The organism is Methylobacter sp. Wu8, assembly GCF_036440755.1.
Taxonomy (GTDB): Bacteria; Pseudomonadota; Gammaproteobacteria; order Methylococcales; family Methylomonadaceae; genus Methylobacter_A; species Methylobacter_A tundripaludum_A.
In genome coordinates, this window is the sequence record NZ_JAZGVT010000067.1 from 103,518 (window position 1) to 129,555 (window position 26,038).

The 26,038-nt window shown below is 49.2% G+C and carries 23 protein-coding genes and 2 tRNA genes; 14 read left to right on the forward strand and 11 right to left on the reverse strand.

Annotated elements, in window-relative coordinates:
- Window positions 1–224 precede the first annotated feature (224 nt).
- Together leuD and leuC are read right to left on the reverse strand one after the other, a co-directional pair.
- On the reverse strand, window positions 225–836 hold the full coding sequence (gene leuD, locus V3O24_RS12065) for a 3-isopropylmalate dehydratase small subunit (protein WP_331307395.1): 612 nt from the start codon (window positions 834–836) through the stop codon (window positions 225–227).
- A 14-nt stretch (window positions 837–850) separates the two neighbouring features.
- Window positions 851–2,248, reverse strand: coding sequence for a 3-isopropylmalate dehydratase large subunit (gene leuC, locus V3O24_RS12070; RefSeq protein ID WP_104423632.1), 1,398 nt, complete (start codon window positions 2,246–2,248; stop codon window positions 851–853).
- 368 nt (window positions 2,249–2,616) lie between these two features.
- On the opposite strand from leuC, the gene V3O24_RS12075 reads away from it, so the two are divergent.
- From V3O24_RS12075 to rimO, 3 genes are all read left to right on the forward strand, one after another.
- The gene (locus V3O24_RS12075; RefSeq protein ID WP_104423744.1) at window positions 2,617–3,888 is read left to right on the forward strand and encodes a dicarboxylate/amino acid:cation symporter; all 1,272 of its coding nucleotides are present in this window, start codon (window positions 2,617–2,619) and stop codon (window positions 3,886–3,888) included.
- A 234-nt stretch (window positions 3,889–4,122) separates the two neighbouring features.
- Window positions 4,123–4,959 carry a thermonuclease family protein gene (locus tag V3O24_RS12080; protein ID WP_331307396.1) on the forward strand — a complete coding sequence of 279 codons (837 nt, stop codon included), beginning with the start codon at window positions 4,123–4,125 and terminating at the stop codon, window positions 4,957–4,959.
- 188 nt (window positions 4,960–5,147) lie between these two features.
- A complete protein-coding gene (rimO, locus tag V3O24_RS12085) occupies window positions 5,148–6,458 on the forward strand; it encodes a 30S ribosomal protein S12 methylthiotransferase RimO (RefSeq protein WP_331307397.1) in 1,311 nt (436 codons plus the stop codon).
- Window positions 6,459–6,608: 150 nt separating this feature from the next.
- Here rimO and V3O24_RS12090 read toward each other — a convergent pair whose 3' ends face one another.
- The 4 genes from V3O24_RS12090 to V3O24_RS12105 are packed head-to-tail and all read right to left on the reverse strand — an operon-like array spanning window position 6,609 to window position 9,963.
- Window positions 6,609–6,866: a hypothetical protein gene (locus V3O24_RS12090; RefSeq protein ID WP_104423629.1), complete on the reverse strand. Its 258-nt coding sequence runs from the start codon at window positions 6,864–6,866 to the stop codon at window positions 6,609–6,611.
- A gap of 37 nt (window positions 6,867–6,903) precedes the next feature.
- Window positions 6,904–8,715, reverse strand: a complete 1,812-nt coding sequence (locus V3O24_RS12095; protein ID WP_104423628.1) for a Na/Pi symporter — start codon at window positions 8,713–8,715, stop codon at window positions 6,904–6,906.
- Window positions 8,716–8,769: 54 nt separating this feature from the next.
- A complete protein-coding gene (locus V3O24_RS12100; RefSeq protein ID WP_331307398.1) occupies window positions 8,770–9,594 on the reverse strand; it encodes an MOSC N-terminal beta barrel domain-containing protein in 825 nt (274 codons plus the stop codon).
- Window positions 9,595–9,612: 18 nt separating this feature from the next.
- Window positions 9,613–9,963 carry a hypothetical protein gene (locus tag V3O24_RS12105; protein WP_104423626.1) on the reverse strand — a complete coding sequence of 117 codons (351 nt, stop codon included), beginning with the start codon at window positions 9,961–9,963 and terminating at the stop codon, window positions 9,613–9,615.
- A gap of 322 nt (window positions 9,964–10,285) precedes the next feature.
- Between V3O24_RS12105 and V3O24_RS12110 the strand changes: the two genes are divergently transcribed.
- The 8 genes from V3O24_RS12110 to V3O24_RS12145 all read left to right on the forward strand — a co-directional run bounded on the left by V3O24_RS12110 (window position 10,286) and on the right by V3O24_RS12145 (window position 16,591).
- Window positions 10,286–11,479, forward strand: coding sequence for an ABC transporter substrate-binding protein (locus V3O24_RS12110; RefSeq protein ID WP_331307409.1), 1,194 nt, complete (start codon window positions 10,286–10,288; stop codon window positions 11,477–11,479).
- A 2-nt stretch (window positions 11,480–11,481) separates the two neighbouring features.
- The gene (locus V3O24_RS12115) at window positions 11,482–12,444 is read left to right on the forward strand and encodes a PQQ-dependent catabolism-associated beta-propeller protein (RefSeq protein ID WP_331307410.1); all 963 of its coding nucleotides are present in this window, start codon (window positions 11,482–11,484) and stop codon (window positions 12,442–12,444) included.
- Entirely contained in the window at window positions 12,441–13,181 is a 741-nt protein-coding gene (locus V3O24_RS12120; RefSeq protein ID WP_331307399.1) for an ABC transporter ATP-binding protein, read from the forward strand. Before V3O24_RS12115 ends, V3O24_RS12120 begins: the two co-directional genes overlap by 4 nt.
- The gene (locus V3O24_RS12125; RefSeq protein WP_104423623.1) at window positions 13,178–13,981 is read left to right on the forward strand and encodes an ABC transporter permease; all 804 of its coding nucleotides are present in this window, start codon (window positions 13,178–13,180) and stop codon (window positions 13,979–13,981) included. The genes V3O24_RS12120 and V3O24_RS12125 overlap by 4 nt, the downstream gene beginning before the upstream one ends.
- Window positions 13,982–14,018: 37 nt before the next feature.
- Entirely contained in the window at window positions 14,019–15,605 is a 1,587-nt protein-coding gene (locus V3O24_RS12130) for a hypothetical protein (RefSeq protein WP_331307400.1), read from the forward strand.
- 244 nt (window positions 15,606–15,849) lie between these two features.
- Window positions 15,850–16,341, forward strand: coding sequence for a hypothetical protein (locus tag V3O24_RS12135; protein ID WP_104423621.1), 492 nt, complete (start codon window positions 15,850–15,852; stop codon window positions 16,339–16,341).
- Window positions 16,342–16,390: 49 nt separating this feature from the next.
- A tRNA-Gly gene (locus tag V3O24_RS12140) sits at window positions 16,391–16,465 on the forward strand.
- Between the two features lie 52 nt (window positions 16,466–16,517).
- Window positions 16,518–16,591: transfer RNA gene (locus V3O24_RS12145), tRNA-Cys, on the forward strand.
- A gap of 734 nt (window positions 16,592–17,325) precedes the next feature.
- On the opposite strand, the gene V3O24_RS12150 is transcribed toward V3O24_RS12145, so the two are convergent.
- Complete coding sequence (locus V3O24_RS12150) at window positions 17,326–17,694, reverse strand: transposase (RefSeq protein ID WP_331307401.1); 369 nt, start codon at window positions 17,692–17,694, stop codon at window positions 17,326–17,328.
- A 432-nt stretch (window positions 17,695–18,126) separates the two neighbouring features.
- On the opposite strand from V3O24_RS12150, the gene V3O24_RS12155 reads away from it, so the two are divergent.
- Together V3O24_RS12155 and V3O24_RS12160 are read left to right on the forward strand one after the other, a co-directional pair.
- Window positions 18,127–18,861 (forward strand): caspase family protein, encoded by a 735-nt coding sequence (locus V3O24_RS12155; RefSeq protein ID WP_331307402.1) that lies wholly within the window; start codon window positions 18,127–18,129, stop codon window positions 18,859–18,861.
- A 15-nt stretch (window positions 18,862–18,876) separates the two neighbouring features.
- A complete protein-coding gene (locus V3O24_RS12160) occupies window positions 18,877–19,653 on the forward strand; it encodes a hypothetical protein (RefSeq protein ID WP_331307403.1) in 777 nt (258 codons plus the stop codon).
- An 82-nt stretch (window positions 19,654–19,735) separates the two neighbouring features.
- Here V3O24_RS12160 and V3O24_RS12165 read toward each other — a convergent pair whose 3' ends face one another.
- From V3O24_RS12165 to nirB, 3 genes are read right to left on the reverse strand one after another with little or no spacing between them, the layout of a single operon-like run.
- On the reverse strand, window positions 19,736–20,653 hold the full coding sequence (locus V3O24_RS12165) for a PhzF family phenazine biosynthesis protein (RefSeq protein WP_331307404.1): 918 nt from the start codon (window positions 20,651–20,653) through the stop codon (window positions 19,736–19,738).
- Window positions 20,650–21,030 (reverse strand): nitrite reductase small subunit NirD, encoded by a 381-nt coding sequence (gene nirD, locus V3O24_RS12170; protein ID WP_104423618.1) that lies wholly within the window; start codon window positions 21,028–21,030, stop codon window positions 20,650–20,652. Before nirD ends, V3O24_RS12165 begins: the two co-directional genes overlap by 4 nt.
- Window positions 21,030–23,567: a nitrite reductase large subunit NirB gene (gene nirB, locus V3O24_RS12175; RefSeq protein WP_331307405.1), complete on the reverse strand. Its 2,538-nt coding sequence runs from the start codon at window positions 23,565–23,567 to the stop codon at window positions 21,030–21,032. The genes nirD and nirB overlap by 1 nt, the downstream gene beginning before the upstream one ends.
- A 364-nt stretch (window positions 23,568–23,931) precedes the next feature.
- On the opposite strand from nirB, the gene V3O24_RS12180 reads away from it, so the two are divergent.
- A complete protein-coding gene (locus tag V3O24_RS12180; protein WP_331307406.1) occupies window positions 23,932–24,645 on the forward strand; it encodes an ANTAR domain-containing protein in 714 nt (237 codons plus the stop codon).
- Window positions 24,646–24,763: 118 nt separating this feature from the next.
- On the opposite strand, the gene V3O24_RS12185 is transcribed toward V3O24_RS12180, so the two are convergent.
- Window positions 24,764–25,675 (reverse strand): hypothetical protein, encoded by a 912-nt coding sequence (locus V3O24_RS12185; protein WP_331307407.1) that lies wholly within the window; start codon window positions 25,673–25,675, stop codon window positions 24,764–24,766.
- Between the last annotated feature and the right edge of the window lie 363 nt (window positions 25,676–26,038).

A 26,038-nucleotide genomic window follows, 5' to 3' on the forward strand; every position in this document is an offset into this window, starting at 1 on the left:
AAAGTTTCTGTTGGGTTACAACTGCATGGGCCGGTTTGCTCCGGCTTCCATGCCCAATGCTGCTGATTTTAGAAGATACGCTCTCTCCTTCAGGGAGAAGGTTGGGATGAGGGGATAAAAAGCTTATTTTGGTTCCCCTCACCCAACCCTCTCGGCAATTGCTCCTGCATTGCTCTACTACCTACATCCTTGTAGGTATCCCGCTGGAGAGGGCTTTGCGCTGCTTAAACCCAAAGCCAAGGAAAGTTTTGCTTGTGCTGCTGTTCATACTGCGTGATCTTGTCGACATGTTTTAAGGTCAAGCCGATGTCATCCAGTCCGCTAAGCAGGTTGCCTTTGCGGAACGGGTCGATCTCAAAGCTGAAGCTGTTGCCGCCTGGCGTGGTGACTTGCTGGTTTTCAAGATCGACGACAAAACGAACGCCTTCGTTGGCCGCAATCTCGGCCATCAATTTATCCAGCTGAGCTTTATCGACTTTGATCGCCAGGATGCCGTTTTTAAAACAGTTGTTGTAGAAAATATCGGCATAGCTGGTGGAAATGATGGTGTTAAAACCATAATCGGCAATCGCCCAAGGCGCGTGTTCGCGCGATGAGCCGCAGCCGAAGTTGTCGCCGACCACCAGGACTTTAGCGCCCTTGAATGCAGGCTTGTTCAGCTCGAATTCCGGGTTGTCGCTGCCGTCGTCGTTAAAGCGCCAGTCGTGAAAAAGATGCTGACCAAAACCGCTGCGTTCCACTTTTTTCAGGAACTGCTTGGGGATAATCTGGTCGGTATCGACGTTGCTGCGGTTCATCAATGCCGCGATGCTTTCATGTTTTTTGTACGGTTCCATAATTCTTTCCGATCTTATAGTTTGCGAATATCGACAAAATGGCCTGCCGCCGCTGCGGCCGCCGCCATTGCAGGCGAAACCAAGTGCGTCCGTCCGCCTTTACCTTGGCGGCCTTCAAAATTGCGGTTTGAAGTCGAAGCGCAACGTTGGCCTGGAGTCAATTCATCGCCATTCATCGCCAGACACATCGAACATCCGGGCTCGCGCCATTGCCAACCGGCATCGATAAAGATTTTATCCAAGCCTTCGGCTTCGGCCTGTTGCTTGACGTGATAGGAACCGGGGACTGCAATCGCGGTGACGCCGCCCGCTACTTTGGTGCCTTTTGCCACTTCGGCGGCGATCCGAAAATCTTCGATACGGCCGTTGGTGCATGAGCCGATAAAAACATAATCTATCGCAATGTCGGTTATTTTGGTGTTCGGTTTTAAGCCCATATAGGCCAGCGCGCCCTCGCAGGCTTTGCGTTTTGTTTCGTCGGCAAAGCTTTCGGGGGCAGGCACAACGCTATCGACGCCGGCCACTTGTTCAGGCGACGTTCCCCATGATACTTGAGGGGCAATATCGGCTGCATCCAGCGTGACGACAGCATCGAATACCGCGCCTTCATCGCTGGGCAGGCTCTTCCAGTAAGCCAGCGCCTGATCCCAGTATTGACCGGATGGCGCAAACTCGCGGCCTTTAAGATATTCGTAAGTTTTTTCGTCCGGTGCGACCAATCCGGCTCTGGCTCCGGCTTCAATCGCCATGTTGCACAGCGTCATCCGGCCTTCCATCGACAGTTCCCTGATCGCCGAGCCGGTATATTCGATGACATAACCGGTGCCGCCTGCCGTGCCTATTTTGCCGGTAATCGCCAGCGCAATGTCTTTCGCAGACGCGTATTTGGATAACGCGCCGTTGACCACGACCTGCATGGTTTTGGATTTTTTCTGCGGCAGGGTTTGAGTCGCCATTACATGCTCAACCTCGGACGTGCCGATGCCGAAAGCCAGTGCGCCGAACGCGCCATGCGTTGCGGTATGGCTGTCGCCGCAGACCACGACCATGCCGGGGTGGACGAAACCGTGCTCAGGCACCACGACATGAATTACGCCGTTGTTCGGGTTTTTCATGTCGTACAGGTTCAGGCCGTTTTCGAGGCAGTTTTCGGCCATGGTTTCGATCTGCTTTTTAGCAATCGGGTCGGCAATCGGCAGGTCGCGATTTTTGGTCGGTACGCAGTGATCCATCGTAGCCAGAATGCTGTGCGGATTGCGCACCTTGCGACCTGACAAACGCAGGCCTTCAAAGGCCTGTGGACTGGTGACTTCATGCATCAAATGCCGGTCAACATAAAGCAAAGGAGCTTGCCCGGCCTCGTCAACGACAAGGTGGCTGTCCCAGATTTTTTCGTACATGGTCTTTTTCATAGCGTATTCCAAAGCTTGCACAGCGGCTCTATATCGAGCGTATGGCGTGTTACGGGGGCAATCAAAAGCATAGTAAAGCTTATGCGTAGCCGTATATTATCCTCTAAAAGAGAGCTAATTTGCAATTTGACAGAAACACTCTCGCGCCGGAGAGTCGGGTATATCGAGAATGGGGGTGTTATGGCAAAAAATCAAGTCGGTTTTTGATGGTTTATCAGTGGGTTTTGATAGCTCTATTGCCTACCGTCGGCTATCAAGGCTGCCTGTCGATGCTAAATAAAGGCGCCGTTTCATTTACAGATGCAATATCGAATACAATCAGCCTTTCTTTATTTGAAACTGTATTTTTACCCATCGGAAGGTTATCCGTGCAAATTGCTTATGCACCTAAAAAGCTTTATCAGCATCTGTATTTTCAAGTCCTGACCGCTATTTTTATCGGCATTCTGCTTGGTCATTTCTACCCTGAAACCGGTGTTGCGATGAAGCCTCTCGGCGACGGCTTCATCAAGCTGATTAAGATGATCATCGCGCCGATTATTTTCTGCACCGTGGTAACCGGCATTGCCGGTATGCAGGTCTTGGATAAGGTAGGCCGCGTCGGCATTAAGGCGCTGCTGTATTTTGAAGTCGTCAGTACGCTGGCGTTGCTCATCGGACTGGTTGTCGTGCATGCCATTAAACCCGGCGCGGGCATGAATGTCGATGCAAGCGCGCTGGATGCCACTGGCCTCACCGCTTATACCGCCGCCGCGAAAACGCAGAATACGGTCGATTTCCTGCTCAACATTATTCCTGCCAGCGTAATCGATGCGTTTGCCAAAGGCGACATATTGCAGGTTTTGCTGTTTTCACTGCTGTTCGGCTTTTCTCTGGCCGCGATGAAGGAGACGGGGGCGGAAGTGGTGGCGTTCATCAACAAGGTTTCACAGGCCTTGTTCGGCATTGTCGAAACCATTATGAAGCTGGCCCCGATCGGCGCTTTCGGCGCGATGGCGTTTACCATCGGCAAGTACGGTGTGGCGTCTCTGGTGCCGCTGGCGAGTTTAATGGGCAGTTTTTATCTGACCTGTCTGTTGTTTATCTTTATCGTACTCGGGTCGATCGCACGATTCGCAGGTTTCAGCATCATCAAATTCATCGCTTATATCAAGGACGAGCTGTTGATTGTGTTAGGCACGTCGTCGTCGGAATCGGTGTTGCCGCGCATCATGGCCAAACTGGAAAGGTTGGGATGTTCCAAGTCCGTAGTCGGCCTGGTCATTCCGACCGGTTACTCGTTCAACCTCGACGGCACCTCGATTTATCTGGCGATGGCCGCTGTTTTTGTCGCCCAGGCCACTAACACCCCATTGACCATGACGCAGGAGCTGACCTTGCTCGGCGTGTTGCTGCTGACCTCGAAAGGCGCGGCAGGCGTGACCGGCAGCGGCTTCATCACCCTGGCGGCAACGCTCTCGGTTATTCCGACTATTCCTGTTGCGGGACTTGCGCTGATTTTGGGGATAGACCGCTTCATGTCCGAAGCCCGCGCCTTGACCAATCTTATCGGCAACGGCGTCGCCACCGTGGTTGCCGCGAAATGGGAAAACGAATTGGATATGCAAAAATTTGATGCTGAGTTGAATACTCCGCAGTGATGTTCATTTAACAATGGAACTCGGATTGGGCGGATTTAAACGGATAAAAAAGGCAAAAGGCAAAAGGCAAAAGGCAAAAGGCGAAGGGCGAAGGGCGAAGGGCGAAGGGCGAAGGGCGAAAAAACGCCTTTCTTCTTTTGCCGTGATTTTTATAGAGAGGCTCGGTTTTTTCCGTGTTTATCAGTTAAATCCGTGCCATCCGTGTTCTATTTACTCATTTACACAGACAGACTCATGAGAATTTTACTGGTTCTATTATTATGCCTGCCCGGCTGGGCTAACGCCGAAATCTACGAATGGAGGGACGCGAACGGCAGCACGCATTTTTCCGACCGGCCGGTTGCCGATGCCAAAACAGTCGATATAAAACCGGGCTATGATTTTTACAAGGTCAAGACGGTTTACGACGGCGACACGGTGGTGTTGGAGGACAGCCGTAAAATCCGCTTATTGGGCGTCAATACGCCGGAGGTTCAGCACCGGGATAAGCCTGCCGATGCGGGCGGCGACGAGGCCAAGCACTGGCTGAGCGACAAGCTGAAAAATACCAGGGTACGCCTTGAAATAGGCGTCGAAAAAACCGATAAGTACGGCAGAACATTGGCGCATTTGTTCACCGAAAACAAAGAACATATTAATCTGCAACTGATTGAAGCGGGCTTGGCGGCGGTCAGCATCTATCCGCCCGAGCTACGCTATGTAAACGAGTTGGTTAAGGCTCAAGATAAGGCGGAGCAAGCCAAAATCGGTGTTTGGGGGCGGCCGGAATATGCCGCAACACCGGTCGGCAGCCTTACCGAAGCCGGGCATCCGGGCTGGACGCGTCTGGTCGGCAAGGTGGCTAATATCCGCAAGACCCGGAAGTCGGTTTACCTGGAATTCTCCCCTGTCCTGAGCGCAGCCGAAGGGGATACCTTTGAGGCGCGCATCGAAAGCAAATGGTTGGATTTATTCCCCGATGTTAACGGCTATTTGGGCAAAACCATCGAAGTGCGCGGCTGGCTGAACAAAAACAAGGGGCATTGGTCGATGTTGATCCGTCATCCGAGTGCGGTTAAGTTCCTTTCCTAACTATTTTTACCACGAAGACACGAACGACTTGCATGGATGCAGGAAGTAGAGCAATGCAGGAGCAATTGCCGAGGACACGAAGAAATAAAACTTCGTGTCCTTCGTGTCTTCGTGGTGATTGCTTTTTAATTTTTATTTGCGCAGCCACTCCTATAAACTAACGCGCTTTAACATTATCTGAGATTTAAATGACTGCCCCACATATTGGTTTTATTAGTTTGGGCTGCCCCAAAGCCCTGGTCGATAGCGAACGGATCTTAACCAAGCTGCGTTCAGAGGGTTACACCATTTCGCCGACTTACCAGGACGCCGATCTGGTCGTGGTGAATACCTGCGGCTTTATTGACGCGGCGGTCGAAGAATCGCTGGACAGCATCGGCGAGGCGCTGGCCCAGAACGGCAAGGTCATCGTTACCGGCTGCTTGGGTTCCAGGGAAGCGGAAATCCGGGAGCGTCATCCGCAAGTCCTAAAAGTGACCGGCGCGCACGCCCTCGAAGAAGTTGTAGCTGCCGTGCATGAGCATTTGCCGCCTCCGCACGATCCGTTTATCAGTCTGGTGCCGCCGCAAGGCATCAAACTGACGCCAAGGCATTACGCCTATTTGAAGATTTCCGAAGGCTGCAATCATCGCTGCACCTTCTGCATCATCCCTTCGATGCGTGGCGATCTGGTCAGCAGGCCGGTCGATGATGTAATGCGGGAAGCGGAACGTCTGGCCAATGCCGGGGTCAAGGAATTGCTGGTGGTTTCGCAGGATACCAGCGCCTACGGTTTGGACTTGAAATATCAAAGCTACGACTGGAAAGGCCGTTCGGTCAGAACCCGTTTTTATGAGTTAGCCGAGGCGTTGGGCGACCTGGGCATCTGGGTCAGGATGCATTACGTTTATCCTTATCCGCATGTCGATGAAGTGATTCCGTTAATGGCCGAGGGTAAAATCCTGCCTTATCTGGACATACCGTTCCAGCACGCCAACAGTCGCATTCTTAAACTGATGAAGCGTCCGGCTGCCGGCGAGAACAACCTGGAACGCATTAAAGCGTGGCGGGAAATCTGCCCCGATATTACCTTGCGCAGCACGTTTATCGTCGGCTTCCCCGGCGAAACCGAGCAGGAATTCGAGCAGCTGCTGGATTTTCTGAGCGAGGCGCAAATGGACAGGGTTGGCTGCTTTGCCTATTCGCCGGTCAAAGGCGCGGCCGCCAATGAGCTGCCCGACCAGATTTCCGAAGAAGTCAAACAGGAGCGTCTGGCGCGGTTTATGGCGCATCAGGCCGAAATCAGCGCGGCGCGATTGCAGCAACGGGTAGGTCGAATCGAAACGGTACTGGTCGATGAAGTCGTCGAAGAGGGCGCCGTGGCTAGAAGCAAAGCCGATGCGCCGGAAATAGACGGTCAGGTGTTTATTGATGGCGCGACGCATCTTAAAGTCGGCGATTTTGTCGATGTCGAGCTGGAAGAAGCGGATGAATATGATTTGTGGGGACACTTGGTTTAAGGTCCGCTAACGCATAAACCTAAAAATCGCAGACCCGTCCGTTTAGATGCGGTTTTTAGGATAAACAATACTGTGTTACTTAAATCTTCCTGAGCATTTTGTTGCTCAACAAAGATAACGTGAGTGTTGAGTGTATTCAGGAGGGTGTGTCTACGTTTTTTTGTGTTCTTTAAGCTGTTGTAAAGTTTCAATGCCCTTTTTCCTTTGCACCCGGATAATTTCCAATTCGGTTTGATAATGCTTCCTTAAGCAATCCTCGTCAGCCTGTTGCATAGAGCGGGTGATTTTTCGCTCTTTTTTCTTCAGTTTTAACAGGATTTTTTTCAGTTCCTCGATGTGCTGCCTTTTTTTATGTTTGTCGGTATCGAAAAAGGCCTGTAATTTATGGAGCAACTTTTCTATTTTCATCGCTTTAATTACCGATTAGGTGAGTGCAGGGATGGTGCTATTGGGTATCCACGGTGTGAACAACATCGTTAATTTCAGTTTCATTCAGGGTTAATTGCTGCTCGGCTTTGGCGGCGCCGGTATCGCTGTGCAGGAACAGTGTTTCGGCGGCTTTTAACAAATTCTTTTTAATGCTGCGCATGTACGAGCTGTCATTAATCAGGGAAGAGCCGGTTTCAGGGGTTATTTTTCGTTCCCTGATCAGCGTTTCAATGGCGCGATTCATTTGCATGTCGTCATTCCTAATACTTGCTTTTAATGCGTCCAACGATAACAGCGGCAATTCGTTGTCCTCAATGTCATGCCTGAAATCTTCAATCTGCCGGATATGCAAGACTATCTGGTAGGCGATTTTGTTGTATTCGTCGGTTGCGGCTTGATTTCTTGACACCCTGAAACGGATCCAGTTTTTTTGCAAGTGCTTGGTGTCTTTAATGGCTTCGACAAGATGCTTGTTGGCCTCGCGCAGCCAGGAGAGCTTGGAAGACTGGCTCATTGCCCAAGTGAATCCGGCTTGGCTGATGAACGCGATAATGGCGCTGTAGAGGCCTTTTATCCGCTTTTCATAGCCGGCATCGATATTGTATTCGACGGAGTTGTTATCCTGTCCGATGAGTTGCTTGAGTGCGTCGTCATTTTTTTGCAGATCGTGTTTACGCAGGCCAAAGGTGCGCAAAATAATATGAATGGCGTTCTCATATAAATGGATGCTTTCGAGCCGGACCGATTCGACGACTGTTTCGGGGAAATCCATGGCGGATATGTCCAAATATTTCGGTTGGAAAATAACGGGACGCTTTTCTATGAGCAGCTTTTCCAGTAATGCAACTTGTTGATTAATGAACGGGAAAAAGATCATGATGCCCGCAAGATTAAACAGGCTGTGAAAGGTTGCCAGTTTCATCGCGTTGTCCGATGCGGCAATACCCAAGCTTGCGCTGATGATGTCAACCGCGATGCCGAATTGCTTGATAAACAGCAGCACAAAGATTCCGGTGCACAGGTTAATTAACAGATGCGCGCCCGCCAGGCGTTTGCCCTGAATATTGGCGCCGAAAGCAGCAATGATCGCGGTGACGGTGGTGCCGATATTGGCGCCGATGACCAGCGCCAGTGCATTGTTATAGGTGATTTGATGCACCGAAACAGCGGTAATCGTTAGCAGCATCGTGGCGTGGCTGGACTGCATGATAATGGTCGCGATGATTCCTACGGCGGTGTAGGTCAATAGCCCTTTGACGCCGGGCATTGCGAATTCGGACAGGTTTATGGTGCTTTCAACGTGTTCGAAACTTTCTTTCATGTAATGGATGCCGAGCAGCAAAAAGCCCAGGCCGGTCAGGATATAGCCGACGCCTTTTAACTGTTTGCCGCTCTGGAAAACGCATAACACGCCGAAAACCAGCAGCGGCATGGCGTAGGTCGCAATGTTGACCTTCAGTCCCAGCCCTGCGATCAGCCATGCGCCGGTCGTTGTGCCTAAATTGGAGCCGAAAATAATGCCGATGCCGGCGACTAAATCGAGCAAGCCAGCGCTTAGGAATGAAACGGTGATGACCGAGACCAGGCCGCTGGACTGCATCAAGGTGGCGGACAGGAAGCCGAAGCCGAAGCTTTTCCAGGAGGTATCGGTGGTTTTTTGCAGAATCCGCTCCAGCACACCGCCGGTAAAGGCTTTAAATCCTTGCTCCAGCGACAACATGCCGAACAGGAAAATCGAGACGCCGGCCGCAATGCCTTTAAATTCCGCGCTTAGCCAAAAGCCGTAAGACAGCAGCGGGATGACGATCAGCAAAAGGGCTTTATGCATGGATGTTCGGGAAATTTATTAAATGACAGGCGATTGATGCGTCGCCTAAACAAGCTAGATCGGCGGTTGCTTTGCGCCGGTGGATTTGATCTGTACCGTATCACCGACGGTCAAGCGGCCGCATTGGTTGTGCAGCGCATTTTGCCCAAAATAAACATTATTTTGCCATTTCCGGGTGCGGTTCAGCGTGATTAGCGGTTCCTTACCGATTTGCGCGGTTTCAGGATCTATTGCCGGAATGGAGCACCGGGAGCAGGGCTTGGGTAGCCTGAAGTCTATAGCGCCGATGCTGATCTCGCGCCAGCTGTCTTCCCCGTAGGCGGGGCAGCCGGAAACAACCAGATTGGGCCTGAAACGGGTCATCGGTAAATTCAGTTGCATGTCATCGTTTAACGCAGCCAGCGAGTTTTCGGAAACAATCAGGAAAGGAAATGCGTCGGCAAACGCCACCTTGTCCGCAGGATTGGCGTAATCGGGATCGACCGGCCGAACGACCTCGTCGGGCTGGTAGACCAGTCGGCAGTCCCGTTTTAAAAAGTCGCCAAGCCATTGGTCAGCTTCTGTTGAAACGCTACGGGCGTCGCACTGGTCATGCCAGATGGTGCTGTTAATGATGTGTCCATCGGCGGGGTTTAGGGGAAGCGACAGGTTTTCCATGCCCGGTGCGGACAGGATCAGGTTTTGATCGGTCAGTGCGGTTTTAATTAAAGCCATTCTCGGCAACTTCCGCTGGCTGAGGAATTGCCGGTTATTGTCGATAATCATCCATTTTCTGTCGTGCTGAAAGCCTTTTTCAGTGACAGGCCAGCTGTTTGCGCTGATGCCCGCTAATGACTTGACCGGATAAACGAATATTCCGCTTAATACAAAGTGCGTCATTGGCGATAAGCTGTAATATTAACCTAGCAATGATTGTACAGCGCCGGAGAAAACGTTGCTGTGAGCGCCATGTGCCTGAGACGGATTGCTTTGCATGTCGGCGAGAAGCCGGCTGAGCGCTTGTTGAGCTTGATCTTGGTTTTCTATCGGCGCGGATTGGTCGCTGCTTTTTACCGGCGAAGACGACGATAGTTTTAACGATGTGTCGGAAAGATTGATTGTTTCTTTGGGGACTTTCAGGCTGTCGTCCTGACCGTTGTCCGGCCGGGTTTCGATAGCGGGCTCGTTATTGTCCACATTTTTCGTCCGCTGGGCAGTTGCCGGGCTAACGAGCGTCTCTTGTCGCGGTTGTATTTTACTGGCGTCCATTTTTATGTCCTCTTAACAGAGTAATAGGGCCGTAAAAAACGGCGTTGGTTTTATCTTCATTCTAACAAATAACTCTGGAATCAGGGTTATTTGTTGATGCTGAACTCTTTGTTGATCGAAGTCAATGTCCTATTTGTAACGGATATTGGTCAAGTCAACGGGATGTATCTTGCTTAATCATAACGCATTGATTTTCCAATTAAATAAGGCATCATGGGGGCAAATTATTTTGCCGGTTTTAGTGAACTCCATCGAAAAACGAAACAAAGTTAATGAATACGTTAAAATTAGCGCCTATGTGTTTTATTTCCGTTAGAAAATGATGCGACCAATTAACTTGTTTTTCCAGGTAACTGTTAAATTTTTATTTATTATTCATCTATTTAGCTCTGGTCTTGTTTATGCAGAAGCCAAGCAGACGATCAATATTGCTTATTTGACGCAAGAGCGGAAAGTTCCTCCGCCGCTGTCCAACCTCGATGCTTTTATCCCGAACAAGGGCGTGCTGGGGTCGGAACTGGCGGTTGCCGACAATAATACGACCGGGCAGTTTACCGGGCAGCAGTTTGTGCTGAAAAAATTCATCGTGCCGTTGGATGGTAATGTTGTCGATGCTTTTAATAAGGAGATTGACGATCAATATCCCTATGTCGTTGTCAACTTGCCTGCCGACTCTCTTAATAAAATCGCCGACTTACCCGGCGCAAAACAAAAGTTGTTATTCGATGCGGCGACGATCGATGATGCGCTACGCAATGAGCAATGCCGCAATAACGTTCTGCATCTTTTGCCCAGCCGGGCGATGCGGGCCGATGCGCTGGCGCAATACATGATGAAAAAACGCTGGAACAAGTGGTTTCTGGTCGTAGGCGCTACCGATGAAGACCGTTTATTTGCCGATGCGATCAGGCGGGCGGCTAAACGCTTCGGCATGAAAATAGTCGAGGAAAAAGCCTGGGAGCACACTTACGATGCGCGGCGCACCGCGCAATCCGATGTGGCGGTGTTTACCCAGGTGGACGATTACGATGTGCTGGTCGTTGCCGACGAGCAAGGCCAATTCGGCGAATACCTTGAATACAGAACCTGGAGTGCAAGACCGGTGATCGGTACGCAGGGACTGGTTGCAACGGCATGGCATCGAACCCACGAACAATGGGGCGCGGTGCAGATTCAAAACCGCTTTAAAGACCAGGCAGGGCGTTGGATGGAGGAGCAGGATTATGGCGCTTATCTGGCGGTCAGGGCCATCGGCGAAGCGGCCACCCGCACCAAGTCCAACGACATAAAACTGCTGAAGGATTATATATTCAGCGATGCGTTTGCGTTGCAGGGTTATAAAGGCAATCCTTTGTCGTTCCGGTCCTGGGACGGGCAGTTGCGGCAGCCTGTTTTGCTGGCGGCGCCGAGATCGCTGGTTGCGGTCGCGCCGATTGATGGTTTTTTGCACCCAAAAACCGAACTCGATACCCTGGGTTATGATCAACCTGAGTCAACCTGTAAATGGAGCAAATGATGATGAAGAAAAATGTTTTAGGGCTGTTTTTGACCGTTGCGCTGACCGGAACGGCGCAGGCTGAAACGGTGTTCGTTACGCTGGAAAAAGATAATGCGCTGGCGGTAGTCGATCCTGTCGCCGGTAAATTAGTCAAAACGGTAGAAATCGGCCAGCGCCCCAGAGGCATAGCGATCAGCCCGGATAATAAGTTTTTGTATGTGGCGACCAGCGATGACAACACCATCAAAATCATCGATACCGAGACGCTGAAGGAAACCGGAAAGTTGCCGTCCGGCGAAGATCCTGAGACCTTCGCGTTAAACCCGGCGGGCGACCGGCTGTATGTGTCCAATGAAGATGACAGCCAGGTAACGGTGATCGACATTAAACATAAAAAAGCCGTCAAACAGATTAAGGTCGGCGTGGAGCCGGAGGGCATCACTGTGAGCCCCGATAACCTCTGGGTGGCCAGCGCTTCCGAAACGACCAATATGGTGCATTGGATCGATACCAAAACCAATGCGATCGTCGAAAACACGTTGGTTGATCCGCGCCCCCGCGGGCTGGGATTTACCGCCGACAGCCAGCAGTTGTGGGTCACTTCGGAAATGGCCGGAACCTTGATGATTCTGGACGTTAAAACCAAACAGATCGTCAAAAGCATCAAGTTTGATGTGCAAGGCGTGACGCCCGATAAAATCCAGCCGGTCGGCGTGGTGATCGATAAAGACAGAAAGCGCGGTTATGTGGCGTTGGGACCCGCAAATCGTGTGGCGGTGATTAACGCGCAGACCTTTGAAGTGGAAAAATACCTGCTGGTTGGGCAGCGGGTCTGGAATCTGGCGTTCTCGCCGGATCAAAAACGGCTTTATACCACTAACGGCGCCAGCAACGATATTTCGCTGATCGATCTTGATAGCCAAACCGTGACCAAATCGGTCGGCGTGGGTACTTACCCGTGGGGAGTTGCAGTCAAGCCATGAATTCGTCCATAGCATTGTCCGTCGAAGATTTAAGTTTCTCTTATGGCGACAAAAAAGCATTGAGCCAGGTCAATTTCAAGATTCAGCCGGGCGAATGCACGGTTTTGTTGGGGCCTAACGGGGCAGGGAAGAGCACGTTATTCTCCCTGATTACCCGGCTGTATGATACGCGCGACGGGCGCATCGAGTTGTGCGGTTTCGATATTAAGCGGCAAACGCTGCCGGCATTGGCAAAACTGGGCGTGGTGTTTCAGCAAACCACCCTGGATATGGATTTGTCGGTCATGCAAAACCTGCGCTATCACACCTCGTTGCACGGTATGGGGCGGAAACAGGCCGAGCAAAGGATTCAACAGGAGCTGGAGCGCTTGAATATGTACGACCGGCGTTTTGAGAAGGCGCGCCAGCTCAATGGCGGGCACAGACGGCGCGTGGAGATTGCCCGCGCCTTGTTGCACAAGCCGTCGGTGCTGCTGCTGGATGAACCTACCGTTGGTTTGGATGTGCCCAGCCGGTTGTCTATTGTCGAATATGTGCATCAATTAGCCGCCGAAGAAAATTTGGCGGTTTTATGGGCGAGTCATTTGATTGACGAAATTTATCCTGACGATCATTTAATCGTATTGCATAAAGGGGAGGTTAAAGCCAATGGAACGGTTGACGACGTGCTTAAAACAACCAACACCCCAACGATTAAAGATGCTTTTTATAGCTTGACCCAGGGAGAGCAAGGATGAAGTTGTTACATTACTGGCGCGCGATGTGGGGCATCATCTGGCGTGAATTATGGCGTTTTGTGACCCAGCGCGAGCGATTTATTTCCGCCCTGGTCAGGCCTTTGGTCTGGTTGTTTGTGTTTGCGGCCGGATTCAGGGCCGCACTAGGGCTTGCGATCACCCCGCCTTACGAGACCTATATTCTTTACGAGGTTTATATCACCCCCGGCCTGATCGGCATGATCCAGCTGTTTAACGGCATGCAGAGCTCGTTGTCGATGGTTTACGACCGGGAAATGGGCAGTATGCGGATCTTGATGGTTTGCCCGTTGCCGCGCTGGTTTTTATTGCTCAGCAAGTTGCTGGCCGGGACCGGCGTATCCGTTTTGCAAGTCTACGTGTTTTTAGCGATTGCGTGGTTTTATGACATTCAGGCGCCGTGGCAGGGCTATTTGTGGATATTGCCGGCACTGTTGTTGTCGGGGTTGATGCTCGGCGCTCTGGGCTTGTTGTTGTCGTCTTTTATAAAACAACTGGAAAATTTTGCCGGGGTGATGAACTTTGTTATTTTTCCGATGTTTTTTATGTCAACCGCATTATATCCTTTATGGAAAATCAAAGAGTCCAGCGCGCTGCTGCATAATCTGGCGCAATACAACCCGTTTTCCCAAGCTGTCGAATTGATCCGCTTCGCGCTGTACGGCCAGTTTAACAGTCACGCGTTTATTTATACCTTGGTTGCTTTTATCGTATTCATGGCGGCGGCGATTGTTGGCTATAACCCGTCAAAAGGGATGATGACGAGAAAAGGCGGGGCGTGATGCCGCTGGACAGCATTAAAATAACTTCGGTGAATATGTGAAGAACTCTTTTTTTCTTGTTATTCCAACGCAACAGAATAATTCCCACCGCTTAAAGGAATTTGAAGCCAAGGCGCTGCAACATTGGATTGACGAATTGCCTACGGCTAATCCCGGCTTGGCTACGCGCTTGCTTCACGATTTTCTTGTCGATTTCAATGCCATTCAAATGACCGTCTCGTTAAGACTGGATGCACTGGAGCGTTTAAGCCCCAGCGTTCACGTCATTGAAGATTATCTTCGCTCCAGGTTGATTAAAGCGGGATTTCCCAAAGAAGATAATGACAAAAAAATTTTGAATGTATTGGTCTCAATTGAAAAGGAATTCACTATCGGCTATTGGATAGCGCTTAAGGAACTGACCAGGCGCAATGTCGGCTGGTTTCAAGGGAAAAATGCGGCATTAGCGGTGCAGCGCTGCATTAGAGGGCTGGGCAGTATTATTGTCAGCCATTTCATTATGGGTATGCCGATACCTGATTGGGTATGGATAGACTTGCATTCGCTTTACAACCTGAGCGTGACCATAAAAAACAGCTCGGCCAAGGTTGGCAATGACGCCAGCCAGTCCAGCAAAGCCAGTAGCCCCGAGCAGTGTTATCTACAGATCCTGTTGCTCAGTCTCGCTGATCCGACCGGATTAATGCAGAAGGAACTTTTGCTGGTTTATAGCTTTATAGAAACGATAGGTTCTTTGGTCAGTTTAAAAAAAGAACCGGTGAACGGGCAGCAAATACAGTGTGTGGTCTTAACCGACGAGGATAAAGCGCCGCATTACCAGTTTGAAGCGAGCACCAAAAACGATTCGGCCGCGCTGTATCTGGATTTTTCCAAATTGTTCAAGGCCCTCAAGCAGAAAGAAAAATTGATTAATGCGGCGGATGCCAGGTTTAGCTCGATGCATGGGTTGAAAAACGACATCGGAAAACCCTCGGCGGAATTGCTCGATTATCTCGAACAAAGATGGCTGGGAATTGATTTGCAAGGCGTACCCTTTTTTAGCGACAGGTCGGATCGTTATATCGCCATAGGCTTGGAGTCAACCCATGAGTTGCAATGTGCGTTGGAGTCCACAGGCGAAAAAAATCTGGAGTTTCTCGTTCAATCGGCGTCTGACCGATTATTGTCCGGCGTATTTAAACAAACGGGCGTTTTGTCGGTGGGGAGCCTGGTCAGTTTTAGAAAAATAGACAGCCCCGAACATAAGCGCTCATTAGGCATTGTCAACAAGATCGTTGTCGATAAGCAAAACGGCAGAATAAACTTCGGCATGCAATTGTTGGCTCATCAATCCATTGCCGTCACCTATGTTCAATTGGATGATACGGGAAAAAATATGCCGCAAAAAGGCCTGTTTTACAGCAAGCAAGAGTTGGAAGATGAGAAAAACTACATTATTACCGATAGTTTTATGCTGAAAGATAACGATGTTATTAGGCTATTTATGCATAACGGGGACTTTCCAGCTGCTTTGAGCGACAGGAAGAATGTCGGATTGGGCTACTGGCAGTTTGAATGTAGAAGGGTAGCGGAAAGGAGCGAGCCGGTATCTACACAGCCTAAAAAAGGCTACGATTTCATTTGACTATGCATATCATTGAAATATAGGGCTATATACATATAGCACTTGAAAAGTTTTTTTATCGTGGTAAGTTGGTGCGTCAAGCCGATTGTTGATAGAGAATTGTCGGCTTTTTAGAATGGATTTTTGAATAAAATTGAAGGTACTGACTCGTTGTTTGCCTATATGAGTTATCGGGGCGATCAGGTAACATGCCTTGAGCAAGTAACTTGAAAATAATAAAAAATTACAATTGTGAGGATAAGAAATGAGTAATGAAGAAAACGCTAACAAGACTGCAGATGCAGCAAAAGAAACGGCCGGTAAACTGTTTTCAGTAATGATGGATTTAAAGGAAAAGAATCCGAAAGTCTTTTTTGGCGCTGTCGGTGGCGTAGTTTTATTGTTGATCATCATTATGATGAGCGGTGGTGATTCAAAGGTTATGCCGGTACCAACGGCCAAGAATCTTGCGGTCGGGCAGCGCTATGTTTTGAAAAACCCGAATACTTATGAAGTTGAATCTCCTATTCAATTGGTCGCAGTACCTGGAGCTATAGCGGCATTTGATGACAGTGAAGATGACGCTAAAGGCAAAGATAAAGTTGAGTCTTGCAGACGTATAGCACAGGGAACTGCCGTAACTGTTATGGAATTCCAGGACTTTGCAGGGAAGAAAAATGCATTTGCTAAAGTTCAGGTTGAAGATGGCGAATGTAAAGGTAGTTCAGGCTGGGTTTTGTCAATTGATGTTCAATAAAAGTTGACAAGGTTTAAAAAAAGCCTATAATGGCCAAATAAATTGAAGCGCGGGAATAGCTCAGTGGTAGAGCACAACCTTGCCAAGGTTGGGGTCGCGAGTTCGAATCTCGTTTCCCGCTCCAATTAATTTCAAAAAAGCCGCGAACTATCGCGGCTTTTTTATTTAACTTTTACGGCTGCGTAGCAAAATGGTTATGCAGTGGCCTGCAAAGCCATCTACGGCGGTTCGATTCCGCCCGCAGCCTCCATTAAAAAGTTCATACAGATTCAAAGAAGCTCATAAACCTGCAAGCCATAAGGCTTAGCGGGTTTTTTATTGTCCAGTGAAATGCAGTAACATACAACAATCAGCACTTTTAGCAGTAACGCTGTCAGTAACCGCATTATTTAAAGTGACTGCAAACACGGTATGTTGTATTCACTGCAAGGGCTTACTGCAATGGCTATAAATATTCTTTTTGATCTCACTATTCAATGCAAAGCTTGCCGACAAAAACCAAGGGCTTAATGACGGTGGCGATTTGATGACACCATCGAAAGCAAGCGCAAAACATTCATAACAACTTAACCAGTGCAGTTATTACAGTCATCTGTCCCAGAGCTAAGCCAATGCTCCACTTAACCATTTTCAAGTTCAAATAATCTTGAATCAAGGTAGTCGCGAGTAACAGGGAGCGATTCCGACTGGGCTTCCTGAAAAGCATCCGCTACCGCCCTCGGCCTGTTGTTATTCAAAACCTGCATCTCGCAATTTGCGTATAAATTTGTGTGTGTCAAAAGTAATCGTGGACATGGTTTTTATCCCGTCCTACCGGACGTTTGAATTCTGATAAGCCAAAGTAGCCCAAATAGTTAGCGGCTGTCATGCAGATTAATTTAAACCAAGTCGTGAACGCCGTCCCGCGCAGAAAACCACCAATGCGCTCGTTCCCAAGCTCCAGCTTGGGAATGCCGTTTTGGGAGCTCCAGCTTCCCGAGTCACTCACCACGCCCGTATCACCTCAATCAACCCCGCCTGTCCGGCATAATTACGCGCACTGGAATAACGCCAATGTTCCGGTTGATCGACATAGCCGCGTTTCACCGGATTTTGGTGGATGTAATCCGGCTTCTGGCGCATAACCACCTCGGATTCAATGATTTGCGGATGACTGCCTGCTTCCCAAACCTGATAGGTAGTGTCTTGTTTATGGGCACGTTTAAAAAACGCCAGCAACTCCAACAGCTTAGCCGAATGACATTGTTCCAGATGCGCAATGATTTGCTTCGCCGTGTAAGATTTGAATCGCTGTATATCATGGCTTAAATCTTCCGAAGCGGCGATAAGATGCAGGTGGTTCGTGGTTCTCAAGGATGACGTAATCGTATAGCTGGAAGCCAGAGTCCAGCACGATATTGACGGTTTCCGGGCGGGTAAACAACGGCAGCCAGTGGTTTACCGTTGCGGTTAGGAAGTTGCGGACAGGGGTTGCATTGGACACGATAGCGGCTTCTGGGCATGGCGGCCCCCTTTGTATGGTGATCGTGGACGGGAAGCTGGAGCTTCCCGGACTGGGTTCCCAAGCTGGAGCTTGGGAACCAGCGAATGATCAGTCTTACAGCGTTCAGTATAAAACATTTGCTATGAATATTGAATGTCGGTAAAGTCCGGCCTAACAAATTATCAGTGCGGCTTTTTGCTCTGATGTTTGGATTTTAAATATTCACCTATTTGGTGTCTATTTTTGAGTTAGGCTGGATTTCGCCTTTCTCTACTCTTTTAATCATAAAATGAGTTGGATTTATGAGTATTACAAGAAAAGCGATTTTAATTGGAGCTCCTAGTGTTAAGCCTGAATTGCCTGGCGTGAATATTGATGTTAACGACATTAAATATTTTTTACTTTCAGATAAAGGAGGAGCTTGGAAAAGTAGCGAGATTATAACAATGATTGACCCAAGCCCAGCTTCGGTAGATTACCAAATTTCGTTAGCCAGTAATACAGATTATGTATTTATAACGTGTTCTGGTCATGGAGAGCATCAAGTAGGAAAAAGTCTCGATGAAACTGTTATGTATTTAAATGAGAGGGATACTATATCAATTAATAGCATCAATCCAAAAAATAAACGTCATTTAATTATTGTGGATGTATGCAGACACTTGGTTAAAGTTGAAAAATATGCTGCATTATCTGCTGCTATGGAAAGCGCAACAATGGACTCTGCAAGAAGCCAAATTGATTATCGGAAAGTGTTCGATGATGCAGTTATGAATACATCAGAAGGCAGAGTTGTCGCTTACTCGTGCGATATTAACCAAGCGGCTGGGGATGATGGCAACGGTGGTGTTTTTACGCAAGCATTACTTAGTTCAGTGCACAGATTTAATCCTACTGGAAACAATAGCTATGGAATAGTGAATATTAAACAAGCATTTGATGTAGCTAAGGATAAAACATATAGTACAAATGCACCTCAAACCCCTGTTTTTAATGCGGGTCGTCGTCGGGATTTTTTTCCATTTGCTATTGTTTGAATAGGGATATTTCAAATGAGTATTGATTACGATGAAAAAAAATGGGGGAAATTAAATTTAAAGCTATTGGTAATTGATACCGAACATTACATTGTATTTATTGACAATGAAGAATACTTAGATTGGATTACAAGCAAAGAATATGATTCAAAAGGTCATAAAGATAATTCCAAGCATAACGAAGTTATGAATATGGTAGCTTTACTTGAATGTAAACCAATCGATCATTTTGATAAAAAAACAAAACTCGACTTTAAACGCTTGTTAGGGGAAGCAATTGCTAGAAGTCTTAGTCATGATTACCCGAAGGCAGAGCATATATTACAACATACAGAAAGCTATATAAAAGATAGAGGAAAGGAATTATCAAGAAGGTGGTATTTAGATACAGCAGGAAAAACAACAGCAGTATGTTTGTTGATTGGCGTATATGCGTGGATATTTAGAGAATATAGTATTGGTGTATTTGGGATAAAAGCTTTTTATTTTGGTTTATCTATGGTTGCCGGAGCATTGGGAGCTCTTCTATCAATTATTTTTAGAATGGGGAAAGAAAATTTAGATTGTCTTGCAGGAAGGGAAATTCATGAAATAGAAAGTATGTATAGAATAATTGCAGGCATGCTTTCAGCATTTTTAGGTTCATTATTAGTTCGCACCGATTTATTTTTACCCGTATTTTCAAAGGCTAATAATATTGAAATGGCTGTTGTATTAGTTGGGTTTATAGCAGGAATGAGTGAGCGCTTCGCTCCATCAATTTCAACAAAAATTGAAAATGGAAAGCCGTAAAGCAATGATGACTGCCTTCTACCTATCGGTCTCAGCCATGTCGGGTTAACGGTAGCGTAACCGTTAACCCGACATGGCCCGGCTAATCAGGAATATTCATAATCCCTTCCGCCACCATCACCGCCGCGCCACCGACCCGTATAGTCAGCGTGTCGCTACCTTTATTATCCATTTCCAGATTCAGTACGCTGCGCCGGTTGCGGTCATCGCCGCGATCCACGGTAAACGTATAAGTCCCTTTCTGCATGAATTCAAACGAGCATAAATACGAAGCAAACGCAGGCATCGCGCTACCGACAGGTGGGTCTTCGTGCATGCCGATACGAGGGCCGAGCAGACGGGCATTAAAATCCGCATCCGCATACGGCGTTTTCGGGGAAAAAAGCAAGATTTCCTGTGCGGCGGTTTGCGGGGCGGTCGATTGGCTCCAGGCCGCATAATTGAATTTTGCGGCCCTTACGCTTTCGTAGCGCCAGACCGGGACGATCAGGTACGGTACGCCGCAAGACACCAAACGCGTGGCATATTTTTTATGGTCGAGTTCCGACTGCTGTATGCCCAGAAAACTCGCCAATTCCTCATCGCTGGGCGTAAAGCGGTCGATGATGGACGTCACCTTGCGGGTGAACTGCACAAAACTGGGCTGGCCGTTTTCAGCGGTAATATTGATATTGACCGGGCCGGTGTTTTGCTCGAAAACCATCGGCGTAATCGCATCGGTCAGTTGAATATCGCCGCAATGAGCCAATACGAAAGCGGTGGCGATTATCGGATGTCCGGCAAAATCGATTTCGCTTAATGGCGAAAAAATCCGCATTACGCGGCTGGTGGTTTGTTTATCGGGATGAAATACAAACACTGTTTCCGACAGGTTCAATTCCCTGGCGACCAATTGCATTTGCTGTTGGCTTAAACCTTCGGCATTCGGGAAGACGGCTATTTGCGCGCCGCTGAAAATCTGTTTGGTGAATACATCGGCGATGTAATAGTTGTATTTCATAACGCTGGCTCTCCGTGAAGCGGCAATGAGGAAAGGTCGACTTGAACGCTGCCGTTTTCGATGCGGATCGCATAAACGGGGATTTTCACGGATTCATCTTCCAGGCAAACGCCGGTTTCCAGGTTGTAATGTTGTTTGTATAGCGGCGAAGCGACCACCGGCTGCCCGCCGATGTCGCCGATTAAGCCGCGCGACAGGACATTGGCGTTGCCGAACGGGTCGTAATTGCCGACCGCATAAACCTTTGCGTCCGCCCCTTCGGCTTCGCTCAGGACAGGCATCCAAAAAATCGCCACCTGCTCCCCATCCAGCAATGCGCAAACGCCGGAGTCGGGCTGCAAGTCGTCAACATTGCAAACATCTATCCACTTAGCCATTACGCCATCTCCATCAGTTTAAAATGTTTCCGCTCGTTGTCGCTGGCCGGCCGGATCTGGCCGCGTTCTTCGACAAACACCACGTTGTCGTCGGGCCGGTCGCTGTTGATGAAATGCCTGAAGCGCTTGAGTTTGGCTTCATCTTCAATCGCGGCTTTCCATTCGCATTGATAGGTGTCGATCACATACTGCATTTGCTGCTCCAGCTGATCGCACAAGCCCAGTTTGTCTTCAATCACGACCGATTTCAGGTAATCCAGTCCGCCTTCCATGTTTTCCATCCATACCGAGGTGCGTTGCAGACGGTCTGCGGTGCGCACGTAAAAACTCAAGAAGCGGTCGATGTATTTGATCAGGGTAGGCTTGTCCAAGCCGGTCGCGAATAAATCCGCGTGGCGCGGTTTCATGCCGCCGTTGCCGCAGACGTAGAGGTTCCAGCCGTTTTCGGTCGCGATAACGCCGACATCCTTGCCCTGCGCCTCGGCGCATTCGCGGGTGCAGCCGGACACCGCGAATTTGATCTTATGCGGGGAGCGCAAGCCCTTGTAGCGGTTTTCCAATTCTATCGCGAGCCCCACGCTGTCATCGACGCCGTAACGGCACCAGGTGCTGCCGACGCAGGATTTAACCGTGCGTAGCGATTTGCCGTAAGCATGGCCTGATTCAAAACCGGCATCGATCAATTCTTTCCAGATATGCGGCAATTGATCGACCCGAGCGCCGAATAAATCCACGCGCTGGCCGCCGGTGATTTTGGTGTAGAGCTTGTATTTTTTGCCGACCTGCCCCAACGCAATCAGCATGTCCGGGCTGATTTCGCCGCCGGTGATGCGCGGCACGACCGAATACGTGCCGTCTTTTTGCATATTGGCTAAAAAGGTGTCGTTGGTGTCTTGCAGTCCCAGATGCGGTTTTTCCAGGATATGCTCATTCCATTGCGAAGCAAGGATGTTGCCGACGGTCGGTTTGCAGATTTCGCAGCCGTGGCCTTTGCCGTGTTTGTGCAGCAAGTCGGCAAAGGTTTTGATCTGTTCGACCCGGATCAGGTTATGTAGATCCTGCCGGGTGTAGGCGAAATGCTCGCAAATATCGGTATTGACTTCAAAACCCTGTTTCGACAGTTCCGAATCCAATACCGACTTAAGCAACGCGGAACAACCGCCGCAACCGGTCGCGGCTTTGGTTTCGGCTTTTAGCGCGCCCATCGTCATGCAGCCGCCTTCAATCGCCGAGCAAATCGCGCCCTTGGTCACGTCGTAACAGGAACAAATTTGCGCCGAAGCGGGCAGGGCATCCGGGCCCAAACCGACCGACTCGTCGGAGCGGTGCGGTAATATCAGCGCATCGGGATTCTCCGGCAGTTCGATACCGTTCAGGCAATACTGCAATAAGGTGCCGTAACCCGACGCATCGCCGACCAGCACCGCGCCGAGCAATTGCTTTTTATCCTGGCTGACCACCAGGCGTTTATAAACTTCGCTTGCACCGTTTTGGTAAGTGTAAACCATCGCGCCCTGGGTTTTGGCGTGAGCGTCGCCGATGCTGGCGACATCGACGCCCATCAGTTTCAGCTTGGTGCTCATGTCCGCGCCGGTAAAACTTAGCGAGTCGCCCGCCAAATCGGCCACTACGGTGCGCGCCATCGTATAACCCGGCGCGACCAAGCCGTAAATCATGCCGTTCCACAACGCGCACTCGCCGATCGCATAAATGCTGGGATCGGACGTGCGGCATTGGTTGTCGATCACGATGCCGCCGCGCTGGCCGACTTCAAGGCCTGAAGCCCTGGCGAGTTCGTCACGCGGTCGAATCCCCGCCGAAAACAGCACGATGTCGGTTTCCAGCTCTTCGCCGTCGGCAAAACACATTTTGTTGACGCACCGTTCGCCGTCGGTAATGACGCTGGTGTTTTTGCCGGTATGCACGATGACGCCCAGATTCTCGATTTTGCGCCGCAGCATTGCGCCGCCCGCGTCATCGAGTTGCACCGCCATCAAGCGCGGGGCGAATTCGACCACATGGGTTTCCAGGCCTAAATCCATTAACGCTTTGGCCGCTTCAAGGCCCAATAAGCCGCCGCCGACGACGGTGCCGACCGTGCCGGTTTTGGCTGCGGCGGCAATGGCTTCAAGATCCTCAATGGTACGGTAAACCAGGCATTGCGCGCGGTCATGCCCAGGAACGGGCGGTACGAACGGGTAGGAGCCTGTCGCCAATACCAGCTTGTCGTAAGCTATCGTCAGGCCTTTTGCCGAGGTGACGGTTTTAGCGGTCCTGTCGATGCTTGCGGCCTTGTCGCCCAGATGAAGGGTAATGCCGTGCCGATCGAAAAAGCCGTCTTCGACTAGCGACAGTTCCTCTGCCGTTGTGCCGGTGAAAAATGAAGATAGATGCACCCGATCATAGGCCGCTCTGGGTTCCTCGCAAAAAGTGATGATTTGATACTGCTCTTTAATGGTGCTTTCGGCCAGGCCGGCTAAAAAATGCTGCCCGACCATGCCATTGCCGATAACGACCAGTGTTTGTTTTACGCTCATATACAACCTCGGTAACGATGTTTGTTGTTTCGGGTTGTAGAGCAATGCCTGTGCCATCCTTAACAAACCAGTGATTTTAACGGCTTGTTCAATCATTAAACTGAAAACCATGCACCCGTGCGAGCCAAGATGGTGCGCATAGATGAATAATGCTCCTTATGTGTGCAACGCCAACTGAATTTTCATTCGGCATTGCACCAATACAATCCGAATAATCCTGCACATTGTTGAAACAGTCTGACTTCATCTGTCCGCTTAGGATACGATCGGCAATAACTTAACTCATCGTTGCCACGCTCAGGGCTCGTCAAACCACAACTGCGAGGCCTGTTGATGCCGGGATGACGGCGTTTCGCAAACACTCGTGATAACGCGGTTCGGGACGCAGGAACGCCGCCGGCCAGCAAGCGCCGAACACATTACTCCCGTTCGCCCCGAATCCCAGCGCGAACTGTTTCCACAGGTTCCGATGGTGAATGGCCTGGTTTGTGCTAATTATTCGAGAATGAACGCTTTGAATGTATTACTTATTGAAGATGAAACTGCCGATCAGTTATTGGAAAAAATACTGGTTGCCAAGGGCTATTTGGTCGCAAACACAGCAACATCTATAACAGACATTCAGTCTCTAGTGGAGAACAGCACCGACATTGTTATTTTCAATATTGACAGCCCAAAAAAATATTTCCAGGATATTCGTTGTCTTAGTCAAAAACAGTCGCTTCCGATTATAATTTTTGCTTCTGATGATACCGTCGACACCATCAATCAAATTATTAAGTCCGGTGTCAGCGCTTATGTGGTCAACAGCGGCGAACCCAACCGCATCGACAGCATTATCAATATCGCCATCGCAAGATTCAATGAGCAACAACGGCTTAAAAATGAACTTGAAAAAACAAAATCCAGGCTTGAAGAAAGAAAGCTGGTGGATCGGGCCAAAGGCATTTTGATCAAAACCCGTGGATTTACCGAAGACGATGCTTATCACACCTTGAGGAAACTGGCGATGGACCGCAATATCGCGATTGGGGAAATGGCGAAAAACGTTATCGCCATGGCTGAACTGCTTAAATAAAATCTTTTAAGGCAAAAGGCAAAAGGCAAAAGGCAAAAGGCAAAAGGCAAAAAAATTATTGCACCTTTCGCCTTTTACCCTTCACCTTCTATGCTCTATTTGTCCAACTGCCGAGTAATTATGATATTTTTTTAAACCAGCCTTTAACAACAGGCCAGCCGCGCGTCAGCCATAGATCGACCACGAAAGCCGCCGCCGGTTTAATCTGCCTGCCAAGCGCCTTGGCGTAAGACCATAGCCTGTCTGCAAGCGATGCGTCGGTGCTGTCGCGCAACTCTAAATAACGTGAACCCCAACCATTAATAAACACCGGTTTAAACAGCCACATTTCCAGGATAGCGGTCACCCACATGAATATGAATGAAACGCCCATGCCCATACCGGCGAAAATCACCAGCCAGGCAAACATCGGGTGAATCTTGGTCAGCCACCATGACAATATATCGGCGACAAGAAACACATAAGGCATGCCGATCGCAATACACTTATATTGCGTTGTGGTGGTCTCGGCAAAACTGAAAATAAGCCCGACGAACATAAAGATAAAGCTGATACCGAACATATGCACATGCGAAACCCGTGTTAATGACGCGAATGTGGCGCCGGTATCCTCTGTAGTTAAGGCTTTTAAGTTCTCAAATTCGGTAAAATCCGGTATGCCGGACGCCTCCTTGTTATGGCACATCACACAACGGCTCTCGATTATTTTATCGATGCCCTCCGACTTGTAATCATCGCTATCGGCGCCTTCCCTAACCCATTCCATGATCTTAAAACGCTCCAGTTCCGGCGCGTTATCCTTCATCGAGCCGTTCAGTTTCTGCTCCAAAACAGTGCCTGAGCGGTTACCGTAATAACTGTAAACAATATCGTCGACAGAGAGGCCGAACTTGCCGTCGGCCATGCCGTGAGTAAACAATATCTGGATTAACGCGAAAAGATAACCTATGCCAACCGTACACAAATAACCGGTAAACAACACCTTGATAGGCGTATCGTGGTCTTTTAGGGGAGTAAATTTTGTAGTCATAATGTCAATTGATAGTTTGTTGTTTACGGGTTCAAGGCTGAAAAACTATTGGCCTTTCCTTATTTACTCGATCAAATCCTTCGCCTGCTGCTTCTGCTTTTGGCGTCCCTGTGCGGTTATTCTGCCAGCAAAGCCGTCCACATTCCATCACACGTTTCCGTCTTATCGCGATTACCCAACCGCATCAACGCTACTTGTCCAAGCCGACATAAAGACTCTGCGACTATAACAGCGAGGTCTTACCTAAGGATCGTGCATAAATTAATTTAGGCAATTACCATGAAGAGCATGAAGGACATGAAGACTTAAACCTTTCATGCCGCTTCATGTCCTTCATGGTTAAAAATGAAAAATAAAACTTGC